Origin of the sequence: Aliidiomarina sedimenti (assembly GCF_003986955.1) — a bacterium.
Classification (GTDB): domain Bacteria; phylum Pseudomonadota; class Gammaproteobacteria; order Enterobacterales; family Alteromonadaceae; genus Aliidiomarina; species Aliidiomarina sedimenti.
On the sequence record NZ_PIPN01000002.1, the window covers coordinates 388,941 to 412,120 of the forward strand.

A 23,180-nucleotide genomic window follows, 5' to 3' on the forward strand; every position below is an offset into this window, starting at 1 on the left:
GCTTATTCCCTCCTCACCCTGACATACCCGCCAGGAACTGCTGTTACCCATCCATCCAACTCAAGACTGATGAGCTGGTTCATAACCTCGGCCACTGGCAGGCGGGTACGTTCGACCAGGCTGTCAACGGACGTGGTCTCAAATCCTACGTTAGCTAACATTTGCTCGTTTGCCAAGCACGGCTTGCCAGTTACACGCTTTCCTACTATATCGGGCCGCAAGGCTAAAACTTCAAGCGGCGTATTGCAAACTAGTGGCGGCAATTCATCTAAAATGTCCTGACCACTGGTAATTAGTTTAGCACCCTGCTGAATTAAGCTGTGATTACCGGCGTAACTACTTTGGGTAATGGGCCCGGGGACTGCCATCACGCTGCGATTTTGCTCTAGTGCGAAGCGTGCCGTCGCCAGGGAACCGCTGCGAGCGCTGGCTTCGCACACCAGCACCGCCTGGCTAAGACCACTTATAATACGGTTACGGCGTAGAAAATGATCGCTTCGCGCCGCCGTGCCAGGGAAAAATTCACTTACCACCAGACCATCGTTTCGCAATTGGTGGTACAAGTCTCGCTGCCGTGGGGGATAACAGATATCTGGCCCGGTGCCTAACACCGCTAAGGTAACCCCGCCCGCACTAAGTGCAGCTCGGTGCGCTGCGGCGTCGACCCCCATCGCCATTCCGCTACAAACCCCCCACCCTGCAGCAACCAGCTCCCCGCTTAGCTGTTCGGTTTGCTCGAGTCCATAAGGGGATGCCCGGCGACTGCCCACTACTGCAATCAAGGGGTTACCCAGTCGCGCCACATCACCCTCAACAAACAGCAACGGCGGAGCGCGGTCAATCTGTCTCAGGTGCTCAGGGTATTCACTGCACGCCTGGCTAACCACCGCTCGCTGCTCCCCTTCTTCAAGCCAGGCTACCGCGGCCTTGAGCACCTGTGCAGAGCAGCCGGGAAACTGTTGACGCCAGAACGACGTTAACCCATCCAACGGCTCCTTCATGTTGTCACCGACAACGATGCGGTGCTTTTCAAGCAGCGTTAATAAGGACCTCGGCGCCAGAGTTAACGAAATCCAGTCGCTTAGTGCGGCCACTAAAAGTTTTGCCTCAGTATTTGCGTTTAACATCGAACATCCTTGTTTCACCATTTGTGGAAACATATATAGTCAGACAAATTAGCGACATCACAAGGGCGGCACTAGGATTTACGCGCCGTACAGGTTAAAATTAAGCCATTGCGTGTGGTGTTATCTGAAACCCTGTAACCATACGTCCGAAAGCAATTGCAAGTGAGGCACTATTACCCATGGCGAAGTTAGACATTTTACAATACCCGGATGAGCGTTTACGCACCGTCGCGAAGCCTGTTGGCGAGGTAGATGACGGGCTGCGAGCTACCATCGACGCCATGTTCGAAACCATGTATGAGTCGAACGGGGTTGGCCTGGCGGCCACTCAGGTCGACGTACACAAACGTTTTTTTATTGCCGACTGTTCAGAAAATAACGACCAACCACTGGTTTTCATCAATCCCGACATTATTCAACGCGACGGGATGCATGAAAATGAGGAAGGCTGCCTGAGTTTTCCAAATGTTTACGCAAAAGTGGAACGTGCCAGTACGGTCACGGTTAAAGCGCTGGATCGGAATGGTGACGAATTTGAGATGGAGGCTGAAGGCCTGCTCGCGATTTGCATTCAGCACGAAATAGACCATCTTGAAGGCAAGCTGTTTGTTGACTATTTATCGCCACTGAAGCGCAGTCGCATTCGCAAAAAGTTAGAGAAAGAAGCCAAACTGGCAGCGCGCCACGCATAGAGGATTAGCATCGTGCGAATTATTTTTGCCGGGACTCCGGACTTTGCAGCGCGTCATTTAGACGCGCTTATTCATTCTGAGCACGACATTGTCGCCGTTTATACTCAACCAGACCGCCCCGCAGGGCGCGGTAAAAAACTCCAGCCGAGCGCCGTTAAAACCTTGGCAATGACCCACCAGCTCAAGCTTGAACAACCTGCAAGTCTTAAAGATGAAGATGCGCAGCGTCTGCTCGCCGAGTATGAAGCCGATTTAATGGTGGTGGTGGCATACGGGTTGCTGTTACCCCAGGCCGTTCTGGATGTTCCGCGTCTGGGCTGCATTAATGTGCATGGTTCGCTACTCCCGCGCTGGCGCGGAGCGGCCCCAATCCAACGGGCCATCTGGGCGGGTGATGAAGTAACCGGGATCACGATTATGCAAATGGATGCCGGACTCGACACTGGCCCAATGCTACTTAAGCATAGTGTCGCCATTGACCCTCAGGAAACATCCGCCACTCTGTATAGCAAGCTAGCCGAATTCGGTCCTCAGGCATTATTGGAAGCGGTCACCAAGCTTGAACAGGGTGGGCTGGACGCTGAGCCACAGGATGACAGCGCGGCAACCTACGCCAAAAAACTGCATAAGGATGAAGCGCGGATTAATTGGCGGGACAATAGCGCGGTATTTATTGAACGTTGCGTGCGCGCCTTTAACCCCTGGCCCGGCACCGAATTCAGCATTGACGGCCAGCGCTTTAAAGTCTGGCACGCAGAGGTTGTTGATGCGAAGTCCGATCGGCCTGCCGGCACTATTGTGTCAGCGGATAAACAGGGGATCTGTATTGCCACCAGCGACGGTCAGTTGAATATCACTCAGCTCCAGCCACCCGGTAAGAAAGCAATGGCCGCTGCCGATGTACTGAACGCACGCGCCGATCTGTTTCGCCCGGGTAAGCACGTTGATCAGGCCGGGGCAACGCAATGAGCCAACCCCATGCGGGAGCATCCGGCGCGCCAGCGCGTGCCGCTGCAGCCTCAGCGTTACAGCAGGTGCTTCAGCATCAGCGTTCGTTAAATGTAGCTTTGCCTGAAGCGGCGCAGAAATATAAGCTCGCTGCGGCCGACAAAGGACTGGCTCAGGCCATCGCGTTCGGTGTGCTGCGTGACTTACCGACACTCGAGTGGTTAGTTGCCCAACTCGTCGATAAGCCGCTCAAACCAAAGGTGCGCATTGTTCACTACCTTTTACTGGCCGGCCTCTACCAGTTACGCAGCATGCGCACCGCGAGCCACGCCGCTATCTCGGCCACCGTTGATGCCGCGGTACTGGTGCGCCAGCAAGGTCTTAAAGGCCTGATTAACGCAGTACTGCGCAGCTACCAGCGCAGACAGGATGAGTTTGAAGCTGAGATAAATACAGCGAGCGAACTGAGCGGTAACCATCCAGGCTGGATTAAAAAACGTTTACAGCAACGTTACCCGCAAAGTTGGCCGCAAATAATCGCCGCCAACCAACAACAACCGCCAATGTGGCTGCGGGTAAACGCTCTCCATCACAACGCAACCTCGTACCAGGCATTGTTGACCGAGGCAGGCATTGAAAGTCATAGCTACCCGGGACTTGATCACGGGTTACGTCTGCAGCAACCCCTCGATGTCGCAACCCTGCCAGGCTTTGCTCAGGGGTGGGTATCAGTCCAGGACGCCGCCGCTCAGTTTGCAGCCCCTTTATTAGGCGCCCAGCCGACTGAAAGAATACTGGATGCTTGCGCGGCTCCAGGCGGAAAAAGTGCGCATATACTTGAAGCTGCGGCGTGTGAGCTGACCGCACTAGATATCGAAGCGAGTCGCCTTGAACGGGTCAAAGACAATCTTCAACGACTGGCTCTTAACGCGACTATCGTCGAAGCCGATGCCACCGCCAACGACTGGTGGGATGGCGAGCTTTTTGACCGTATTCTGCTCGATGCACCCTGTTCGGCGACGGGTGTTATTCGTCGTCACCCCGACATCAAGTGGTTACGCAGAGAGAGTGATATAGCGGATCTGAGTGACCTGCAGCAAACCATACTGACCAACCTTTGGTCGATGCTGAAGCCAGGCGGACAGTTACTCTACGCCACCTGTTCGGTGCTGCCAGAAGAGAATCAGCAGCAAATTACCCGTTTTATTGACGCAAACAGCGATGCCGAGTGGGACGAATTGCCTCCACCTCCTGCCTGGCTGGCGGTCGACCCGCTTGCCGGCAAAGGCTGGCAGTTGCTACCGAAAATCGATGGACACGACGGCTTTTATTATGCACGCTTGAAAAAGCAGCAGCATTAATGGCATAGGATATACCCGGCACTATGAAAATCATCATTGTTGGAGCAGGACAAGTTGGTACCACACTGGCCGAGAACCTGGTCGGTGAACAGAATGAGATTACCATTATCGATCCTGATCGCCATCGGCTTAGTGAGCTGCAGGAAAAGTTTGATCTCCGGGTGGTCATTGGTAATGGCGCGCACCCCGATACACTGGAGGCGGCAGGTGCCGACGACGCCGATATGCTGATTGCGGTCACCAGTACCGATGAAGTGAATATGCTGTCCTGCCAGATCGCTTATAGCATGTTCAATACACCGACCAAAATAGCTCGCATCCGCTCTGAGCAGTACATTCGCTACAAAGACAAGCTGTTCCATAACCAGGACATGCCGGTCGACCACCTAATCGCGCCGGAGCAGCTGGTAACCAATTATATTAAACGCTTAATCGATTACCCCGGCGCATTGCAGGTGATGGAATTCGCATCGGGCAAAGTCAGTCTGGTCGCGGTAAAAGCCTATTATGGTGGCAAGCTTGTTGGTCGCGCGATTTCCGCGCTGAAACAACACATACCTAATGTAGACGCGCGCGTAGCGGCTATCTTTCGTCAGGGCCGGGCCATCCGGCCGTTGGGCAGCACCGTAATCGAAGCAGACGACGAGGTCTTTTTCGTCGCTGATACCGACAACATTCGTATCGTGATGGAAGAGTTACAGCGTCTTGAGGATACCTATCGGCGCATTATGATTGTCGGCGGAGGCTTAGTCGGCGCCGGCCTCGCCAAAGCACTTGAGCATACGCACCGGGTTAAACTGGTCGAAACCAAGCTTGAGCGAGCGGAGTACCTCTCAGCGACCCTTGAACACACCCTGGTCCTTCATGGCGACGCATCGGATCAGCAATTGCTGAGCGAAGAGCATATCGAAGACATTGATGTGTTTGTCGCTGTAACCAACGATGATGAAGCTAATATCATGTCAGCGATGCTGGCAAAGCGCATGGGAGCAAAGAAAACCATGGTGCTTATCCAGCGTAGCGCCTATGTCGACCTGGTTCAGGGAGGTGATATCGACATCGCGATTTCGCCGCAGAACGCGACCATTTCCGCCTTGCTGCGCCATATACGCCGTGGTGACATTGTTAACGTGTACTCTCTGCGCAAAGGCGCAGCTGAAGCCATTGAGGCCATTGCGCATGGCGACGAGAAAACATCTAAGGTGATTGGTCGTTCAGTGAATGAAATAAAGTTGCCGCCGGGCGCGACCATCGGCGCCATTGTGCGCGGTAACACAACCATTATTGCCCACGGCGAAACCGTTATTCACACCGACGACCACGTGGTTCTGTTTCTGGTCGACAAAAAGTACGTCAGCGATGTTGAACGGTTGTTCGAGCCTAGCGCACTCTTCTTCTGAACGAGTTGAATCCGCACCAGGCGATGCCCGGTGCGAGGTTATCCCCGCCAAAACGTCGGCGTGAATAAGACCAGTAACGTAAAGACTTCAAGGCGACCGAACAGCATTGCCAGTATGGCGACCCATTTACCCACTGTGCTCACATCCTGAAAGTTGGAGGCGACGGCACCAAGACCCGGCCCCAGGTTGTTGAGGGTCGCTGCGGTAGCGCCAAAAGCTGAATAGTCGTCAAGACCGGTCGTAATGAAAGCCAGCATAATGAACACAAAAACCAGCGCATAGGCAGCAAAAAAGCCCCACACAGCCTGCACTACCCGATCCGGCAATGGTCGGTTGCCATATTTGACACTGAATACGCCGCGCGGATGAACCAGGCGGTTTAGCTCCCGCACGCCCTGACGAAATAACAGCAGTACCCGGATGACTTTAAGTCCCCCGCCGGTAGACCCTGCTGAGCCTCCAATAAAACTGGCGAAGATTAGCAGCACCGGCAGGAATACGGGCCACACACTGTAGTTATCGGTGGTAAAGCCGGCAGTGGTAGCGATGGAAACAGCTTGAAAGGCACCATGTGAAATCGAACTAAGAATATCGTCATGCCACTGCAGGACTGCCAGGGTAAAGGCGCAAATCAGCATAAGCACAAACTGGATCAGTAAGAAGGCGCGCAGTTCGGGGTCATATAGATAGCCACGAATGGTCTTCCCCCGCACGGCACCAAAGTGAAGCGCAAAGTTCACCCCAGCGATTAATAGAAAGACAATGCAGACCAGATTAATCCAGCCGCTATCGTAGTAGCCAAGGCTGGCGTCATGGGTCGAAAAGCCGCCAATGGCGACCGTTGAGAACGAATGACCAACGGCATCAAATACGCTCATCCCAGCCAGCCAGTAGAAAAAGGCACAGGCAAGGGTCAGTCCGAGGTAAATGTACCAAAGATGTTTAGCAGTATCGGCGATGCGGGGGGTCATTTTATTGTCTTTCATTGGCCCCGGAGTTTCCGCCCGAAACAACTGCATGCCACCGATACCAAGCAGCGGTAATATTGCCACCGCCAACACGATTATTCCCATGCCGCCAAACCATTGCAGCTGCTGACGATAGAAACGATACGAATGCGGGAGCTCGTCAATACCGGTCAGGATAGTAGCACCCGTGGTAGTTAACGCAGAAAATGACTCAAACATCGAGTCAGTGAAGCTAAGTGTGAATTCATCAGGCATCCAGAACGGAATCGCCCCCACTGAGGCCAGTACCACCCAAAACATCACCACAATGACGAAGCCCTCGCGGGTTTTTAAGTCACGACGAAAACTCTGGTTCGGATACCAAAGCAGGAAGCCAATCAACAGGCTCAACAGAAACGCAAAGAAAAACGCCCCCGCGCCCCCGTCATTGTAATAGAGGGCTATGCCAATAGGCGGTAGTAAGGTACTGCTAAATAGCGCAACCAACAGCCCTAGAATTCGAAGTATTGTGCGAACCTGCATCAAGCAAGACCTTGTTCACGAGTGAGATTACGGGCGCCCTGCTCGGTAATGAGCAAATTATCCTCTATGCGGATACCACCAAAGTTACGAAGTTCGTCAAGCTTAGCCCAATTAACGGCTTTCGCATCAGGCCCGTTGGCTAACTGCTGCATCAGTGAATCAATAAAATACAAACCAGGTTCAAGTGTAACAACCTGACGCGGTTCAATTTTACGGGTTGTCTTTAAGTTTGCATAGCGCGCTGGTGGCGCTATTATCTTTCCACTGGCATCAGGCAAGCTACCGCCGGTGTCGTGAACCTGAAGCCCGAGCATATGGCCGAACCCATGGGGCATGAATTTATCGACAATCTTCCGCGATATCATGGTATCGACATCCATTCTGACAATATCAAAGCGTTTTAGAATATCAGCGATACCCAGTAACGTTTGCTCATGCAACCAGACATAGGTACGGTTTGGACGGATCTGTGCAGTCAGGTCTAACAGTAACGAATCGACACTTTTTACCATTGCCGCGAACTCGTCATCCTCAAACGCATAGGTTCGACTTATATCTGCAGCGTATCCACGAACCTGGGCGCCAGCGTCAATCAGCATCGAATGCATTACCGCGGGCGCAAACGTCTGCTTACCCCGGTAATGAAGCGTTGCCGCATGCTCATTGAAACCAATAATAGCATTGTATGGCATCTCATCTGGCCCCTGCCGGGTTGCCGCCATATATGCAAGCCAGCAATCAAACTCAGATGCCTGGCTAAAAAATGCGGCTTCCGCCGCTTCGTGGCCTTGAGCTGCGAGTCGGTTTGCCTGCTCAATGCAGGCTATTTCGTAATCGCTTTTAAATAACCTGGCATAATGAAGATAACTGAGCACCGCTTCAGGGTTAACCTCTAAAATACCTAACGCCTGAGCCACTTCGATGTGTTCGCCTAGATACACAGTTCGTGATTTATCGTAAGGAAGGTATTTATCCACAGCCTCTGGGGTACTGATTAGTTCCACGTGGAACATACTCAGCCAGTCCTGTTGGTCGATATACGGCGCGTCGTGCCAAAAGTCGTCACTGGCAAAGAGCACCAGAGTCGGTTTCTGTTCTGGGCGCATCAGAACCCAGCTATTGGTCGACTGCAGGAGTGGACATACCGCTTTAAAGTGAGGACTAACCCGGAATGCGTATTCACTGTCATCCATAAAATGACGCTTCAACTGACCCGCGTGGATAGCCAGGACCTCAATGTCCTTAGCTATCAATAGGCGGTCATATTTTTCACGTAACTGGGAAAAGTGTTCAGCAAAGTGAGGTAAGCTGGGCTGGACTCTCGACATTGGTGCAGATGCCTCCATCAGGATGAATAAGCATACTATGCATGTGTTGCATCAGCTTGTCATCCTGCCCCAGCAAATTCGCATAGATCTGCTGATAGGTCAGTACGGCTTTTACATAATCGCGGGTTTCCTGATAAGGAATCGTTTCAATCCAGATATCCGCCGCAACCTGAGCTTCAGGGACCCACTCCTGAACCCGCCGATAGCCAGCGTTGTAGCTCGCTGTGGCGAGTAGCCAATTACCACGGTTTCTGCTGAGCAAATCAGCCATATAGCGTGTTCCCAGGCGAATATTGTCCTCAGGCCGGTCAAGCCGCGGAGGATGACGGTTCGTAGGCCCAGGGGTATTGCGTTCGATATAGTCCGCGGTTGTCGGCATAATCTGCATCAATCCCCGGGCTCCTACTGGAGACCGCGCATCAGGCTGAAAGGCACTTTCCCGCCGGATAATGGCGTAAACCCAGGCTAAGTCGAGTCCCCAGTGCCCTGAATGCTGGGTCAGCAGTTGCTGATACCCTAATGGAAAGCGACGCTCCAGATCTGAATAAAGGCCCAGGTTTGAGAATTCACGGATACTCTGGTCCAGCCATTGCCACTGGCTTGCTAGCACAGCAGCAACCTCTCGTTCCTCGTCCGGCAGTCGAGCCCGTACCAGATTCCACTCCCGACGCGCATCCAGATAGCGCTCTAACTGAAGGAATTCATAGGCACGCTGTACCTCTGGACGGCTAAGTAACCTGGATCTGGTCGCCTCATCAATAATCACCGACTCCCGATGCAGATTCGGAGGGAGATCCAGTTGAGCAGCGGCCATAAAACCGTAGTAATGGCGTTGTTCAGCCAGCTCCTGCCAGATGGGCTCTGCTTCGAGTGGCCGACCAAGCTCGCTTAAGGCCCGGGCCTGCCAGTAGCGGTATTGAGTGGAGGCATCAGGCAGTGACTCAGTCAGGTTAAGAATTGCAGTAAAATCCTGTTGCCGTAACAACGTGGCTAAATACCAATGTCGCGCAGAGTCACTCAAGCCCTCAACGGGTAGCTGTTCTAACCATTCGCGTGCGTCTTTTTCTTCACGCACCGCAAGCACAACCCCAACCAGGCTATTCACTTTTTGCCGCTGCTCATCGCTAAATGAAAAATGAGCCTGCATCCCCTCCCATACTTTCCGCACGACGCCGATATCACGCCACGCCAGCTCAAGGGCCGTCGCGATCACGTGAGCTTTTGCACGTTCCGAATCAGCGGGCAATTGATGATACTCAATAATTCGCTGAGGCCGCTGGCGCAATAACAGAATGTTGTCAGCCAGCGCGATGCTTTGTTCATTCGTCAACAGGCTACGCAGATAACGCGCCATACCCCAGTTCTCTGCACCTATCGCAAGATCAAATCGCTCCCAGACCACAGCGTCCGTTCGTTGTCCGGCTTGCTGCCAGGCAGTAAACGCCGGGTCGCAGGTCCGCGGCTGGCTCTGTGGCTGCACCCAGCGTCGCTCGACCATTTGCCAAAGGGCGTCTGTTGGTTCATCCGTCAACTGCAGACGATATACCAGATAACGACACATCTGCTCCTTGCTACCACGATCGACAAAGTCCCGGACGAAACGCTGCTTATCATTGCGCCGGGCCAGATAGCGTAGCCAGCTATCACGCAAACTCCGTTCCGCCGCTGTGCCGTAGTAGAGTTGCATGAAGTTCCGAATTCGGGATTCCCGCCCAAGGCTCAGGTTTGCTTCGAGGTAAGCGGCTTCAATGTACGGCCATAAAGGGTAATGGTAGAAGCGTTCTGTTAACTCAAAGAATTCCTGCGCATCCGCCCGCCCGGCCGACCTTTCCGCCTCGACAAACTCGCTACGAAGCGCGCTTAGGTTCTCTGGTAAGGGCCGAACATCCGGCTGAGTAGGCCGACGTTGCTCGACCTCGCCTGACCAGACTGAAAAGGAACTAATAAAAGCCAGACAGCCACTTAGCACAAGCCAACGAAAGCTTTTAAACACCTGTTTAAATCCAGGTTGCAATGTGGGATGATTAGTGCCACATTTTTGTTCCATACTTTGAGCACCATATTCGTTATTCGTTGTAAAAGGTTAACGGCATCCGCCGTAAACAAACGGGAGACCCACGATGATTTACCAAGGTGAAAACCTGCACGTCGATTTTGTTGAAGACGGTATTGCCGAACTTCAATTCGACGCCCCAGGCTCCGTCAATAAGTTTGACGAGAAGACTCTGAACCAATTCAGTGACGCGTTAGACGCCCTCCATAAAGAAAGCGGACTTAAAGGCGTTCTGGTTACCAGCAGCAAATCTACGTTTATTGTAGGCGCTGATATCACCGAGTTCCTGACCCTTTTTTCTGATATCGAGAAAACAAAAACCTGGGTTCATAAAGCATCACGCGTCTTCGACAAGCTCGAAGACCTGCAAGTTCCAAGCGTAGCCGCTGTCAGTGGCTTTGCGTTGGGCGGTGGCTGTGAAGCTATCCTTGCCTGTGACTACCGCATTGTCGACGAAACCGCAGTTATTGGCCTGCCTGAAGTGAAGCTCGGTTTGATCCCAGGCTTTGGTGGAACGGTTCGCTTACCTCGGGTAATTGGTCCGGATAATGCACTGGAAGCGATTACCACTGGTGCCAATCACAAGCCAGAAAAAGCCCTGAGCATTGGCTTAATCGACGCCATTACCGTGCAGGATAAGTTGAAAGACGCGGCTATTAGCATGCTAAAAGACGCGATTTCCGGCGATCTGGACTGGAAAGCGAAACGTCAGCCAAAACTTGAACCGTTGAAAGCTAACGACACCGAACGCTTAATGACATTTAGCACCGCCAAAGCACTGGTCTTTGCTAAAGCAGGTAAGCATTACCCTGCCCCGCATGCTGCTGTCGAAGTTGTTGAGCGTGGTGCCGGCGAAGGACGCGAAAATGCTCTGAATATCGAAAACGAGCTGTTTGTAAAGTTAACGCAAACGGACGCAGCGCGAGCTCAAGTCGGTATTTTCCTGGCTGACCAACTGGTCAAAGGGAAAAGTAAGAAAGCCGCGAAATCCGCCAGCAAGCAAATCAAACGCGCCGGCGTATTAGGCGCGGGTATCATGGGCGGTGGTATCGCCTATCAGTCAGCTGTTAAGGGCGTTCCTGCGGTGATGAAAGACATCAAACAGGAACAACTGGATTTAGGTCTCAACGAAGCGGCCAAGATCCTCGGTAAAGGGGTTGAGCGCGGTAAAGTTTCACCAAAGAAAGTCGCTCAGACCCTGAACAATATTGTACCTACGCTGCACAACAACGAGCTTGAGAACGTTGATATCATCGTTGAAGCCGTGGTTGAGAACCCGAAAGTGAAAGGCGCCGTGCTGGCAGAGATCGAGGGCGTGGTCGCTGATGATGCCATCATCACCTCGAACACCTCGACGATTTCAATTGACCGTCTGGCGTCGAACTTAAAGAATCCTGCCCGCTTCTGTGGCATGCACTTCTTTAACCCGGTCCATAAAATGCCGCTGGTTGAAATCATTCGTGGCAAGGACACCTCAGAAGATACCATTTCAGCTGTCATCGCCTACGCTCTGCAAATGGGCAAAACGCCTATCGTAGTGAATGACTGCCCTGGCTTTTTCGTTAACCGGGTACTGTTCCCCTACTTCGCAGGCTTCAGCTTATTGCTTGACGACGGCGTCGACTTCCCGAAAATCGACAAGGTCATGGAAAAACAGTTTGGCTGGCCAATGGGCCCTGCCTACTTGAGTGACGTGGTGGGTATCGACACCTCAGACCATGCCACGCACGTTATGGCTGAAGGCTTCCCTAGCCGCATGCCACGTGACGAAAACGGTGCTATTGCCAAACTGGCAGCGGCCAACCGTTACGGTCAGAAAAACGGCAAAGGCTTTTACGAGTACAGCACTGATAAGCGTGGACGCCCGGTTAAAGAGGTAAACCCTGAGGTTTACGAAGTTATTGGTCAGAAGACCGGTGACGCTGAAGCCGACGAAATTATCGCTCGCTGCATGATTCCGATGATCAACGAAGTCATTCGTTGTTACGAAGATGGCATCGTAGCCAGCGCCGAAGAAGCCGACATGGCATTGCTCTATGGTATCGGCTTCCCTCCATTCCGTGGTGGTGCATTCCGCTATCTGGAAACCATGGGTCTGAAGAAATTTGTAGAGTTGGCTGACAAGTATGCTCATTTAGGTGAGATGTACCAGGTGACCGACGGTTTGCGTAAGAAAGCAGAAGCCGGCGAATCCTACTTAAACAGCTAACTCGAACGGAGAAGATTATGAAAGACGTAGTCATTGTAGATTGTATCCGCACGCCAATGGGCCGTTCGAAAGGCGGCGTATTCCGTAACGTGCGTGCTGAAGACCTCTCAGCAGAATTAATGAAAGGCTTAGTTGAGCGCAACCCGGGTTTTGATGTCAACGAAATCGAAGACATCTACTGGGGCTGTGTTCAGCAAACCCTTGAGCAGGGCTTTAATATTGCGCGCAACTCATCACTGATTGCTGGTCTGCCGCACAGCATTCCGGGCGTTACCGTAAACCGCTTATGTGGTTCATCGATGCAGGCGATTCACGACGCAACCCGTGCCATTCAAACCGGCCATGGCGATATCTATATCGCTGGTGGTGTTGAGCACATGGGCCACGTGCCTATGATGCACGGTGTAGATTTCCACCCGGGTATGAACAAGTCGGTGGCTAAAGCGTCAGGCTCTATGGGCATGACCGCGGAACTGCTGGGGCGCAAGTTCGGTATTAGCCGCGAAATGCAGGACGAGTTTGGTGCCCGCTCGCACAAGCTGGCGCATAAGGCCAACATTGATGGCGGTTTTGACAACGAAATCCATGCCATTAATGGCCATAACGCAGACGGCGCGCTGCACCGTGTTAAGCACGACGAGGTGGTACGCCCTGAAACGACCGTAGAAGGCTTAGCAGGCTTGCGTCCAGTGTTTGACCCGGCTAATGGTACGGTCACCGCTGGTACGTCATCAGCAATCTCTGATGGCGCCGCAGCGACCCTGATCATGTCAGCCGACAAAGCGAAAGAACTGGGCTTAACCCCTCGGGTTAAAATCCGTTCTATGGCGGTGGCAGGCTGCGATCCGAGCATTATGGGCTATGGTCCGGTGCCGGCAACGCAAAAAGCATTGCAACGCGCAGGCTTGAGCCTGGCCGACATCGACCTGTTTGAGCTCAACGAAGCTTTCGCAGCGCAGGCATTATCGGTAATGAAAGGTCTCGATATGCTGGATCTGATGGAAGACAAAGTGAACCTGAATGGTGGCGCCATTGCCCTGGGTCACCCACTTGGCTGCTCAGGTGCACGTATCTCGACCACACTGATCAACCTGATGGAGCGTAAAGACGCCACCTTAGGTCTGGCCACTATGTGTATTGGCCTGGGTCAGGGTATCGCGACCGTGTACGAGCGCGTATAAAAATATCCGCTTAAAAATTAGAAAGCCGCAGCGATTTGCTGCGGCTTTTTTTATACCTGTCGTGTTAGAATTATTTTCGACAACAGACTGCGTTAACGATATTGGTTTCACTGGAGCATCGACCATGGCCCCGTTTCAAAATGCTGACCATCAACTCGATACAAGCGGACTGCGCTGCCCGGAGCCAGTCATGTTAATTCGGGCCAAAGTTCGCAAAATGGAAGAAGGTGACACCCTGCTGGTTATCGCCGACGACCCGGCGACGACCCGTGACATTCCTAGTTTTTGCCGCTTTATGGACCATGAACTACTGGCCCAGCAAACGGCGGAAGTACCCTACCAGTACCTGATTCAAAAGGGTCTGGTTAAGGATTGAGCCAGCTAGAGCTTGTATTCCCAGAATTCAGCCTGACCTAACGTCGGATCCAGCTGATAGGGCTTAAAGCCAAAACGTAAATACGCATGTCGCGCACTTTCGTTGCCCGTTAACACCTCCAGGGTGACTTTGCAGCAGCCACGTGCCTTGGCGGCTTCACAAACTTTATCCATCAGCTGCTGGGCGATACCTTCACCGCGGTGCCCATCGAGGACTGCAATATCGTGGATGTTGCACAAGGGTTTTGCCGCGAAGGTTGAGAACCCTTCAACGCAGTTCGCCAGCCCAACCGCCTGGCCGTCTTTATAGGCGATAAAGCTATACACCCCATCACGTTTGGCCATTTCTGCGATGAGCGTTGCTTTGGTTGTCTCCGGCAGGGCTTCACCACCGCCCATAGGATCCCGTGCGTACGCATCCAGTAAGGCTAACAGTTCATTGGCCTGAGTTTGATCGCTATAATCTACCGCTCGAATTTCTAACATGGAGTACCTGTATTTATTTGCTGTGTGTTCGTACATGACAGTCCTGCAGGTGGTCATTTACCATGCCGACCGCCTGCATGAATGCATAACATATGGTTGGCCCAACAAAATTGAAGCCGGTCTTTTTCAGTGCTTTTGACATTGCTTCAGAAGCCGGAGTTTGCGTTGGTATATCAGCCATTTTATTGGGTTTTACATCCACAACCCGGCCGCCTACAAACTGCCAAAGAAACTCGGAGAAGTCCTCTCCACCGTCCTGCAGCGCCATATAGCCATCTGCATTTCGGAATATCGAATTAATTTTAAGACGGTTACGTACAATCCCGGCGTTCTGCATCTGCCGCTCAACAAAGGATTCACGTTCAGCGCCCTGAATGGCATGCAGGCGTTCAGGGTTGAACTGCAAAAACGCCTCTTCGTAGGCCAATTGTTTGCGTAATATGGTGATCCAGCTCAGGCCGGCCTGCTGGCCGTCAAGGCAAAGTTTGGCAAACAACTCGTGACTGTCGTACACCGGCCGTCCCCAGACTTCATCGTGATATTTTTGATAATCTGGCGCATCACCACACCAAGGACAGCGTTTAATTGCATTTAGTGCGTTATTCAACCTCTATCCTCCCTATAAATCGGGCTTTAGCTCAGGGTATAATCACACAAACTTTTAGCGCTGGACAGCGTAAATTCGGCCGACTGTAAGTGGAACTCTCATGGAAAAATTTAACGTTAAGACATTTCAGGGCCTGATCCTGGCTCTGCAGGATTTCTGGGCTCAGAAAGGCTGCGCCATTGTACAGCCGCTAGATATGGAGGTTGGCGCCGGTACCTTCCATCCACAAACATTTTTACGCTCAATCGGCCCGGAGCCAGCCAACTTTGCCTATGTGCAACCATGCCGCCGCCCGACCGATGGCCGTTATGGTGAAAACCCGAATCGCCTGCAGCATTACTATCAGTTCCAGGTTATCTTAAAACCCTCTCCGTCGGACATCCAGGAACTCTACCTCGATTCGCTGCGGATGCTGGGTTTTGACCCCTTAGTCCACGATATTCGTTTCGTCGAAGACAACTGGGAATCACCGACTCTGGGTGCCTGGGGTCTTGGCTGGGAAGTCTGGCTAAACGGCATGGAGGTCACCCAGTTCACCTATTTTCAGCAGGTCGGCGGAATCGAGTGTAAGCCAGTCGCTGGTGAAATCACCTATGGTCTTGAACGCCTGGCAATGTATATCCAGGGCGTCGACAGCATTTATGACCTGGTCTGGACCGACGGCCCCCGCGGCAAAATCCTCTATGGCGATGTCTTCCTGCAAAACGAGATTGAGCAGTCGACCTATAACTTCGAATATGCCGATGTTGATGTGCTGTTCGCTCGCTTTGAAGCCTGTGAGAAAGAATGCGAGCTGCTCATTGAGCACAACCTGCCGTTACCGGCCTATGAACAAGTAATGCGCGCATCGCACGCTTTTAACCTACTCGACGCACGACACGCAATTTCTGTGACTGAGCGGCAACGCTATATTCTTCGGGTACGCACTATGGCGAAGGCCTGTGCAGAGGCCTACTTCGCAGCGCGTGAAGCGCTTGGATTTCCACTAGCAAATGTAGCGGCCAAGTAAGGGAGTGCTATCCATGACCACACAAGACCTATTGATCGAACTTGGCACCGAAGAGCTGCCACCTAAAGCGCTGGTTCAGCTGGCGCAGAGTTTTGCCGACAGTATTAAAACCCAGCTCACCGCTAGTGAGTTAGCATTCACTTACGTTAAATCCCTTAACTCCCCTCGCCGACTTTCTGTGATTGTTGAAGGGCTACAGACTCAGCAAGTTGACAAAGAGGTTGAAAAGAAAGGTCCCTCCGTTGACGTCGCATTCGATGCCGACGGTAACCCGACCAAGGCCGCACTCGGCTGGGCCCGGGGCAACGGTATTAGCATAGAACAGGCCTCACGCTTAAAAACCGACAAGGGTGAGTGGCTGGTACATAAAGCCACCGAGAAAGGCCAGCCAGTGACCGCACTACTGCAGGATTTTATCGAGCGAGCCATTAAGCAACTGCCGATCCCGCGTCCTATGCGCTGGGGTAACAGCGAACATAGCTTTATCCGCCCGGTCCATCACCTCACGGTGCTCCTCGGCAACGAGGTAGTCACCTGCTCAGTACTTGGTATTGAAAGCTCAAATACGGTGACCGGTCATCGCTTCCACCACCCTGAACTGGTCACCATTGCCAATGCGTCCAGCTACATTGAACAAATGGCAGACGCTCATGTGTTGGTTGATTTTGAACAGCGCAAAGCGGTTATTCGCGAGCAAATTGAAGAGCTCGCGGATCAGGAAAATGCGACTCCAGTTATGGACGAAGCGCTATTGGATGAGGTCGCCTCGCTCGTTGAATGGCCAGTTGCCCATGTTGCTCATTTCGAGGAGCGTTTCCTTCAAGTACCTAAAGAAGCCCTGATCTATACGATGAAGGATGACCAGCGCTATTTCCCTCTGGAGGATAACCAGGGACAGCTCCTTCCTCGCTTCATTTTTGTTAGTAACATCGAAAGTAAAGATCCGAAGCAGGTCATTGAGGGCAATGAAAAAGTGATTCGCCCCCGTCTTGCCGACGCCGAGTTCTTCTTTGCTACCGACCAGAAAACGCCACTTGCTCAACGCGTCGAGGGATTGCACAAAGTGCTATTCCAGAAACAACTGGGCACGTTAGGAGAGAAAGCAGAGCGTATTTCTCGCTTGTCCGGTGCTATTGCGACACTATTAAATGACGACGCTAAAGCGGCGGCCCGCGCGGGGTTATTGGCTAAAGCCGATTTGATGTCAGACATGGTAATGGAATTCCCCGAGGTTCAGGGCGTTATGGGCATGTACTATGCGCGCCTGGACGGCGAAAGTGACCTTGTGGCGAATGCGATAGAAGGCCATTACCATCCTCGTTTCGCTGGTGACACCTTACCTGACAGTAAAGTCGCCTGCGCCGTTGCACTGGCAGATAAGCTCGACACCCTGGCTGGTATTTTCGGCATCGGACAAAAGCCGAAAGGCGATCGTGACCCCTTTGCCCTGCGCCGTGCAGCTATAGGCCTGCTGCGAATTCTTATTGAAAAGGAACTGCCCTTAGATCTGCCACTATTGGTGGATGAAGCGATTAAAGGATATGGCGACAAGATCAAAGCGAGCAGCGCGTTAACTGATTCAATCGTCGATTTCCTGCTAGGACGCTTCCGTGCTTACTACGAAGACCAGTCGGTTCCGGTGGATGTCATTCAGGCAGTGATGGCACGACGGCCGACGGTTGCGTTTGATTTTGATCGTCGTGTGCATGCCGTGCACGCGTTTAAATCGAACCCTGAAGCAGACGCACTCGCCGCAGCCAATAAACGGGTTAGCAACATTCTGGCGAAAGCTGATCAGGTTGGTTCAAGCGTCGACCCGGACTTGCTGGCTGAAGCCGAGGAAAAAGCATTACACCGTGCGCTGGATTCAGTTCGAAACGACGTCAGTGCCGATGCAGAGCAAGGAAACTACGACGCGGCGCTGAGCCGTTTAGCGAGCTTGCGGGAACCTGTGGACGCATTCTTTGAACAGGTCATGGTAAATGCAGACGATAGTGCTGTGAGAGCGAATCGACTTGCCCTTCTAAGTCAGTTGCGAGCGCAATTCCTCAATATAGCCGATATTTCGCTACTGCAATCCTGAACCAAAAAGCCCGCTTACCTAAGCGGGCTTTTTTATACATTGCAATCAAATAGGTAGCCGTTAGCCGCCTACCCCTCTATAACGTTGGACTCCATCCAGCGTATCCAGGCGCCAAAGTCGTCGGTGTCCCAAAGAATCATGCCGTGATGCGTGCGCGGTTGCACCGCATGCAGGGTGATATCCTGATCACTGGCTGCAAGCTCCTGTAGCCGGCCCAGGGCGGTTATCCGGTCTTCGACCGAGCCCATTATAAGTGTCGGGATTCCAAGCTCGCCAACGCGCTGTACGGCAGCCGTATCGGCCTGCGTCGTACCTGCTTCATTAAGTGCATAGCGAGCCCCCTTTTTAAGGCTACTTTCCGGCACTAAGTGAGCACTGCGAGTATAGGCTCTTCCCGCATCAACGAACGAATCGACAAACTCAAGCATTGGAGCAAGCAGCAACAGGCTTTCGATATCGTCGCGCAAAGACGCAAGATGACTTACCGCTGTACCACCCATTGACATGCCGGCCAGGTGGAGAGGTCCGGTGAAATTGTTTGCCTCTATGAGCTGATTAACAGCCTGAGCTTCAGGTTTTCCACTAAAGGTAAATGCACCTTCCGAGTTACCATGACCATACAGATCGACTAAAACGACATCAAACCCCGCAAAGCGCATACTTTCGGCAACAAAAAAGAGTGATTCCTTATTGGTTCGGAATCCATGAATCAGAATATACGTCCCGCGAGTGGCTTTCGGTACAGCACCATCAAGCAGTAATTCGACCTGGTCGCTACCCCGGGTCGTATCCAGTTCGATCTCATAACGCATAGCCGTGCGTCGACTTCGATCCGCTGCTGTTTTCTCCGCATACGGCCAGAATCGTAAACGGACCTCCATTGCCTCGGTCTCAAGCGGGGCCTGTTGCGCCCAGCTATCTGCAGCATCAGCCCAGATCTCACGCCCCTGATTGTCGTAGGCAGGGGCAACTGAATACGCCAGGCAAGGCTGTCCGTCCGGGCAGTAGGTCGCGCTCTGATAACCAATTCGCTGGTATTCAGCGGTGGGTAGTAGTTGAAAATCCAGCATTGGAGGATGCAAAGCGCTACGACCAATTAGGTTGGCACAACCGGTTAAAATGAACAGCCCAATGAGAATGGTAAGAGAGTGTCTGACTAAGTGCATGGTGACGTTCCTTTGTGATAATTCCTGTTGTGTTAGCCATATTCTTACAAAAAAGCCTCTGCAAAACAGAGGCTTTTACATAAAATTAAATTTTAGTTGCCCGCGCCACTATGACCAGCCGCAACGGCAGACATCCATCTAAACATCGAGGTTAGACACTTTCAACGCGTTACTTTCGATAAATGCACGGCGCGGTTCTACCTGATCACCCATCAATGTTGAGAACAGTTGGTCCGCCCCAATCGCGTCTTCAATTCTGACCTGAGTCATACGACGATTATTTGGATCCATTGTGGTTTCCCACAACTGTTCCGGGTTCATCTCACCCAAACCTTTGTAGCGCTGAACATACAAGCCGCGTTTGGACTCGTTGATAAGCCATTCAATGGCTTCAACGAAATCTTTAACGACCTGTTTACGCTCTCCACGCATCACAAAGCCGCCTTCTTCAACCAGGCCATTGATCTCACCGCCGATTGCAGTCATCTTCTCGTAGTCTCGACCTACGATAAATTCGTACGTTAATGGGAAATCAGTATCGATGCCGTGTCGACGCAATTTAATCACAGGCAGGTAAGCTCCGCGCTCGTCTTCCTCAACAAGATGAACCTGATAGCTTGCTGAGTCCTTTTCATGCCGTGTTAAATCAGCAGCAAAGTCCTCTGCCCATTGCTCCATCCGAGCCTTATCTTTTACCAGCTCTGGAGTTAGCTTTGGAGCGTATACCAATCGATTCAGCATGTGCTTAGGCGTGCGTCGGCTCAAGCGCTTGATAGTATCAATCGCGAACTGATAGTCCTGCACCATTTTCTCCAATTGCACGCCGGTTATACCTGGCGCATCGGCGTTGACGTGCAAAGACGCTTTCTCAAGAGCGAGACTGGCTAAATACTGGATTAGACCTGGGTCGTCCTTGATGTAGGTTTCCTGCTTCCCTTTCTTCACCTTATAAAGAGGTGGCTGAGCGATATAGATATACCCCCGCTCAATGATCTCCGGCATCTGACGGTAGAAGAACGTTAGAAGCAAGGTCCGGATATGCGATCCGTCGACATCGGCATCGGTCATAATAATAATACGGTGATAACGGGTTTTATCCGGGTTGTACTCATCACGGCCAATACCACAACCCATGGCGGTAATCAGAGTCGCCACTTCCTGCGAGGAGAGCATTTTATCAAAGCGCGCTTTCTCAACGTTGAGGATTTTACCTTTCAACGGCAGAATAGCCTGATTCTTACGATTACGTCCTTGCTTGGCAGAACCTCCTGCCGAGTCACCCTCCACAATGTAGAGTTCAGATAACGCTGGGTCTTTCTCCTGGCAGTCTGCAAGCTTACCAGGCAGGCCGGCGAGGTCTAATGCGCCTTTACGTCGTGTCATTTCACGCGCTTTACGCGCAGCTTCGCGGGCACGAGACGCATCAATTATTTTCTGTACGATAACTTTAGCATCTGTCGGATTCTCTAAAAGGAACTCGTTGAGATACTCGTTCATCGCTTGCTCTACCGCACCTTTTACTTCCGACGAAACCAGTTTGTCTTTGGTTTGCGAAGAAAATTTAGGGTCTGGTACTTTTACTGAAATCACAGCGGTCAGGCCCTCACGAGCGTCATCGCCAGAGGTCGTGGTCTTCGCTTTTTTCGCATAGCCTTCCGCTTCCATGTAGCTATTCAGTGTCCGCGTTAATGCAGCACGGAAGCCTGCCATATGGGTACCACCATCCCGCTGTGGGATGGTATTGGTAAAGCAGTAGATGTGCTCCTGGAACGAATCATTCCATTGCAGACCTACTTCTACGCAAATTCCATCGTCCCGTTCCATTGAGAACTGGAACACCTTAGGGTGGATCGGAGTCTTTTTCTGGTTCAGATACTCAACAAAGGCAGCGATACCGCCATCGTATTTGAAGTGGTCCTTGCGGTCACTCCCTTCGTCTACCAAATGAATAGAAACGCCAGAGTTCAAGAACGACAATTCCCGCACACGCTTGGCTAGAATGTCGTAATGGTAGGTAATATCGGTAAAGGTTTCTTCGCTCGGCCAGAAACGAATTTCAGTTCCCGACTTATCTGTATCAGACACTGGTTCAATAGGAGCATCCGGCACACCGTGGGTATAGGTTTGCTGCCATTTTTTACCACCGCGCCATACGGTCAACTGAAGCGTTTTACTCAGCGCGTTAACAACTGATACACCGACACCATGTAAACCACCGGACACTTTATACGAGTTATCATCAAACTTACCGCCTGCATGCAACACCGTCATAATAACTTCTGCAGCCGACACGCCTTCCTCATGCATCTCAACGGGGATGCCTCGACCATCATCGCGAACCGACACTGAGCCATCCGCATGCATAGTCACATAAATCTCATTGCAGTGACCAGCCAACGCCTCATCAATTGAGTTATCCACGACCTCAAAGACCATGTGATGCAAACCCGTTCCGTCATCGGTGTCACCGATGTACATACCTGGGCGTTTACGCACGGCGTCCAGACCCTTAAGGACCTTAATACTCGACTGATCGTAGTTGTTCTCTGACATAAAAATATTCCTACTCGTGTCTTTAAATTGTTCCATGTTCCACGTGGAACAATTGAGTTTCGGTATCGCTAAAGTGTGACCTTATTTTGGCTTCATCAATCGCGGTAATAAATACCTGACTGCCACTATCTTTTAATGCGCTACACAACGTTTGCTGGTTCTTTTCGTCCAGCTCTGCCGGTAAGTCATCCACTAAGATGATACACGGCTGCTCCCTTCGGAGCTTGTAATCCTGTCCCTGCACCAAACGCAGTGCAGAGACTAATAACTTTAACTGACCTCTGGAGAGTCGCTCTCGAGCGTCCACTCCATCAACCTTAATTTGCCACTCTGCTTTATGGGGGCCCACGCTAGTGAAACCCTGTCTGCTATCCGCTTCAAATTTTTGCTTCAATGCATCTGCAAGTGTTTCATCGTGGCGATGCCACCCATGATTCAGCTTAAATTTAAAATCATACTGAGGCAGAAATAACTGACAGTAATCGTTTAATAAGCCATTCAGCCCGTTTACATAGTCTTCCCTGGCTATCGCGACCTCTTCCCCGGATGCTGCTAACTGCTGGTCCCAGTAGGCACCAGCTTGCGCTTGGTGGGTGCCCTGTCTCAATAAGCTATTTCGTTGCTTTAGCAGCCTTACATAACCTGCCCACTGAGGAAAAAACGATTGTTCCACGTGGAACAATCCCCAATCCATAAACTGACGCCTCTCCTTCGGCCCACCCGTAATCAGCTCGACGCTTTCAGGCGTTATCAGTTGAACCGGGACCAGGCGTGCAAGTGCCGCAAATCGCTTTTCAGTATCTCCGTCGACTTTGACCTGAGATTCACCACTTCGAAAGCGGCGGTAACCTATGCGATGTTCAACGGGGTCGTCGCTACCATTTTCCAGTAACTTTGCAAACAGAGTAAATGCCTGTTCACCGTCCTGAACTACTTGCCTGATTTGGTGGGTTCGAAAGGAACGGCCAAAACCGAGACAGTAAATAGCTTCCAGAATACTGGTTTTGCCACTACCGTTTGCACCACAGAGCATATTCACCTTCGACGACAGCTCCAGCTGTGCGTTGGAAAAATTCCTGAATTTCTCTATGTGCAAACGTTCTAGTCGCATC

The 23,180-nt window shown here is 51.9% G+C and carries 18 protein-coding genes; 9 read left to right on the forward strand and 9 right to left on the reverse strand.

The annotated features are described in order from the left end of the window. Window positions 1-2: 2 nt before the first annotated feature. Window positions 3-1,127 carry a DNA-processing protein DprA gene (dprA, locus tag CWE12_RS06455; RefSeq protein WP_198675703.1) on the reverse strand — a complete coding sequence of 375 codons (1,125 nt, stop codon included), beginning with the start codon at window positions 1,125-1,127 and terminating at the stop codon, window positions 3-5. Between the two features lie 179 nt (window positions 1,128-1,306). On the opposite strand from dprA, the gene def reads away from it, so the two are divergent. The 4 genes from def to trkA are packed head-to-tail and all read left to right on the forward strand — an operon-like array spanning window position 1,307 to window position 5,528. Next, the gene (def, locus tag CWE12_RS06460; RefSeq protein WP_126788854.1) at window positions 1,307-1,819 is read left to right on the forward strand and encodes a peptide deformylase; all 513 of its coding nucleotides are present in this window, start codon (window positions 1,307-1,309) and stop codon (window positions 1,817-1,819) included. 3 nt (window positions 1,820-1,822) lie between these two features. Next, window positions 1,823-2,788 carry a methionyl-tRNA formyltransferase gene (fmt, locus tag CWE12_RS06465; protein ID WP_126788855.1) on the forward strand — a complete coding sequence of 322 codons (966 nt, stop codon included), beginning with the start codon at window positions 1,823-1,825 and terminating at the stop codon, window positions 2,786-2,788. Beyond that, complete coding sequence (rsmB, locus tag CWE12_RS06470) at window positions 2,785-4,128, forward strand: 16S rRNA (cytosine(967)-C(5))-methyltransferase RsmB (RefSeq protein ID WP_126788856.1); 1,344 nt, start codon at window positions 2,785-2,787, stop codon at window positions 4,126-4,128. Before fmt ends, rsmB begins: the two co-directional genes overlap by 4 nt. A 23-nt stretch (window positions 4,129-4,151) precedes the next feature. Beyond that, a complete protein-coding gene (gene trkA, locus CWE12_RS06475; protein ID WP_126788857.1) occupies window positions 4,152-5,528 on the forward strand; it encodes a Trk system potassium transporter TrkA in 1,377 nt (458 codons plus the stop codon). Between the two features lie 38 nt (window positions 5,529-5,566). Here trkA and CWE12_RS06480 read toward each other — a convergent pair whose 3' ends face one another. Genes CWE12_RS06480 through CWE12_RS06490 form a run of 3 tightly spaced genes read right to left on the reverse strand, consistent with a single transcriptional unit; the run spans window position 5,567 to window position 10,339 of the window. Next, window positions 5,567-7,018 carry a TrkH family potassium uptake protein gene (locus tag CWE12_RS06480; RefSeq protein ID WP_126788858.1) on the reverse strand — a complete coding sequence of 484 codons (1,452 nt, stop codon included), beginning with the start codon at window positions 7,016-7,018 and terminating at the stop codon, window positions 5,567-5,569. Further along, window positions 7,018-8,346 carry a Xaa-Pro dipeptidase gene (pepQ, locus tag CWE12_RS06485; RefSeq protein WP_126788859.1) on the reverse strand — a complete coding sequence of 443 codons (1,329 nt, stop codon included), beginning with the start codon at window positions 8,344-8,346 and terminating at the stop codon, window positions 7,018-7,020. Before pepQ ends, CWE12_RS06480 begins: the two co-directional genes overlap by 1 nt. Beyond that, window positions 8,309-10,339, reverse strand: a complete 2,031-nt coding sequence (locus tag CWE12_RS06490) for a transglycosylase SLT domain-containing protein (protein ID WP_198675704.1) — start codon at window positions 10,337-10,339, stop codon at window positions 8,309-8,311. The genes pepQ and CWE12_RS06490 overlap by 38 nt, the downstream gene beginning before the upstream one ends. 127 nt (window positions 10,340-10,466) lie before the next feature. On the opposite strand from CWE12_RS06490, the gene fadB reads away from it, so the two are divergent. The 3 genes from fadB (at window position 10,467) to tusA (ending at window position 14,165) form a co-directional block, all read left to right on the forward strand. Further along, window positions 10,467-12,608: a fatty acid oxidation complex subunit alpha FadB gene (gene fadB / locus CWE12_RS06495; protein ID WP_126788861.1), complete on the forward strand. Its 2,142-nt coding sequence runs from the start codon at window positions 10,467-10,469 to the stop codon at window positions 12,606-12,608. 17 nt (window positions 12,609-12,625) lie between these two features. Next, window positions 12,626-13,789 carry an acetyl-CoA C-acyltransferase FadA gene (gene fadA, locus CWE12_RS06500; RefSeq protein WP_126788862.1) on the forward strand — a complete coding sequence of 388 codons (1,164 nt, stop codon included), beginning with the start codon at window positions 12,626-12,628 and terminating at the stop codon, window positions 13,787-13,789. A 124-nt stretch (window positions 13,790-13,913) separates the two neighbouring features. Beyond that, entirely contained in the window at window positions 13,914-14,165 is a 252-nt protein-coding gene (tusA, locus tag CWE12_RS06505; protein ID WP_126788863.1) for a sulfurtransferase TusA, read from the forward strand. Between the two features lie 5 nt (window positions 14,166-14,170). Here the strand turns inward: tusA and CWE12_RS06510 are convergent, their stop codons facing one another. Beyond that, window positions 14,171-14,650: a GNAT family N-acetyltransferase gene (locus CWE12_RS06510; protein ID WP_126788864.1), complete on the reverse strand. Its 480-nt coding sequence runs from the start codon at window positions 14,648-14,650 to the stop codon at window positions 14,171-14,173. A gap of 13 nt (window positions 14,651-14,663) precedes the next feature. Beyond that, the gene (locus CWE12_RS06515) at window positions 14,664-15,257 is read right to left on the reverse strand and encodes a DNA-3-methyladenine glycosylase I (protein WP_126788865.1); all 594 of its coding nucleotides are present in this window, start codon (window positions 15,255-15,257) and stop codon (window positions 14,664-14,666) included. A gap of 100 nt (window positions 15,258-15,357) precedes the next feature. Here CWE12_RS06515 and glyQ point away from each other — a divergent pair, with 100 nt between their 5' ends. Next, window positions 15,358-16,266 carry a glycine--tRNA ligase subunit alpha gene (gene glyQ, locus CWE12_RS06520; protein WP_126788866.1) on the forward strand — a complete coding sequence of 303 codons (909 nt, stop codon included), beginning with the start codon at window positions 15,358-15,360 and terminating at the stop codon, window positions 16,264-16,266. Window positions 16,267-16,279: 13 nt separating this feature from the next. Beyond that, complete coding sequence (glyS, locus tag CWE12_RS06525; protein ID WP_126788867.1) at window positions 16,280-18,349, forward strand: glycine--tRNA ligase subunit beta; 2,070 nt, start codon at window positions 16,280-16,282, stop codon at window positions 18,347-18,349. A 68-nt stretch (window positions 18,350-18,417) separates the two neighbouring features. Here the strand turns inward: glyS and CWE12_RS06530 are convergent, their stop codons facing one another. The 3 genes from CWE12_RS06530 to recF all read right to left on the reverse strand — a co-directional run bounded on the left by CWE12_RS06530 (window position 18,418) and on the right by recF (window position 23,179). Further along, window positions 18,418-19,515 (reverse strand): alpha/beta hydrolase, encoded by a 1,098-nt coding sequence (locus CWE12_RS06530; protein WP_126788868.1) that lies wholly within the window; start codon window positions 19,513-19,515, stop codon window positions 18,418-18,420. A 138-nt stretch (window positions 19,516-19,653) separates the two neighbouring features. Next, the gene (gyrB, locus tag CWE12_RS06535; RefSeq protein ID WP_126788869.1) at window positions 19,654-22,068 is read right to left on the reverse strand and encodes a DNA topoisomerase (ATP-hydrolyzing) subunit B; all 2,415 of its coding nucleotides are present in this window, start codon (window positions 22,066-22,068) and stop codon (window positions 19,654-19,656) included. Window positions 22,069-22,090: 22 nt separating this feature from the next. Continuing rightward, a complete protein-coding gene (gene recF / locus CWE12_RS06540; protein WP_126788870.1) occupies window positions 22,091-23,179 on the reverse strand; it encodes a DNA replication/repair protein RecF in 1,089 nt (362 codons plus the stop codon). Between the last annotated feature and the right edge of the window lies 1 nt (window position 23,180).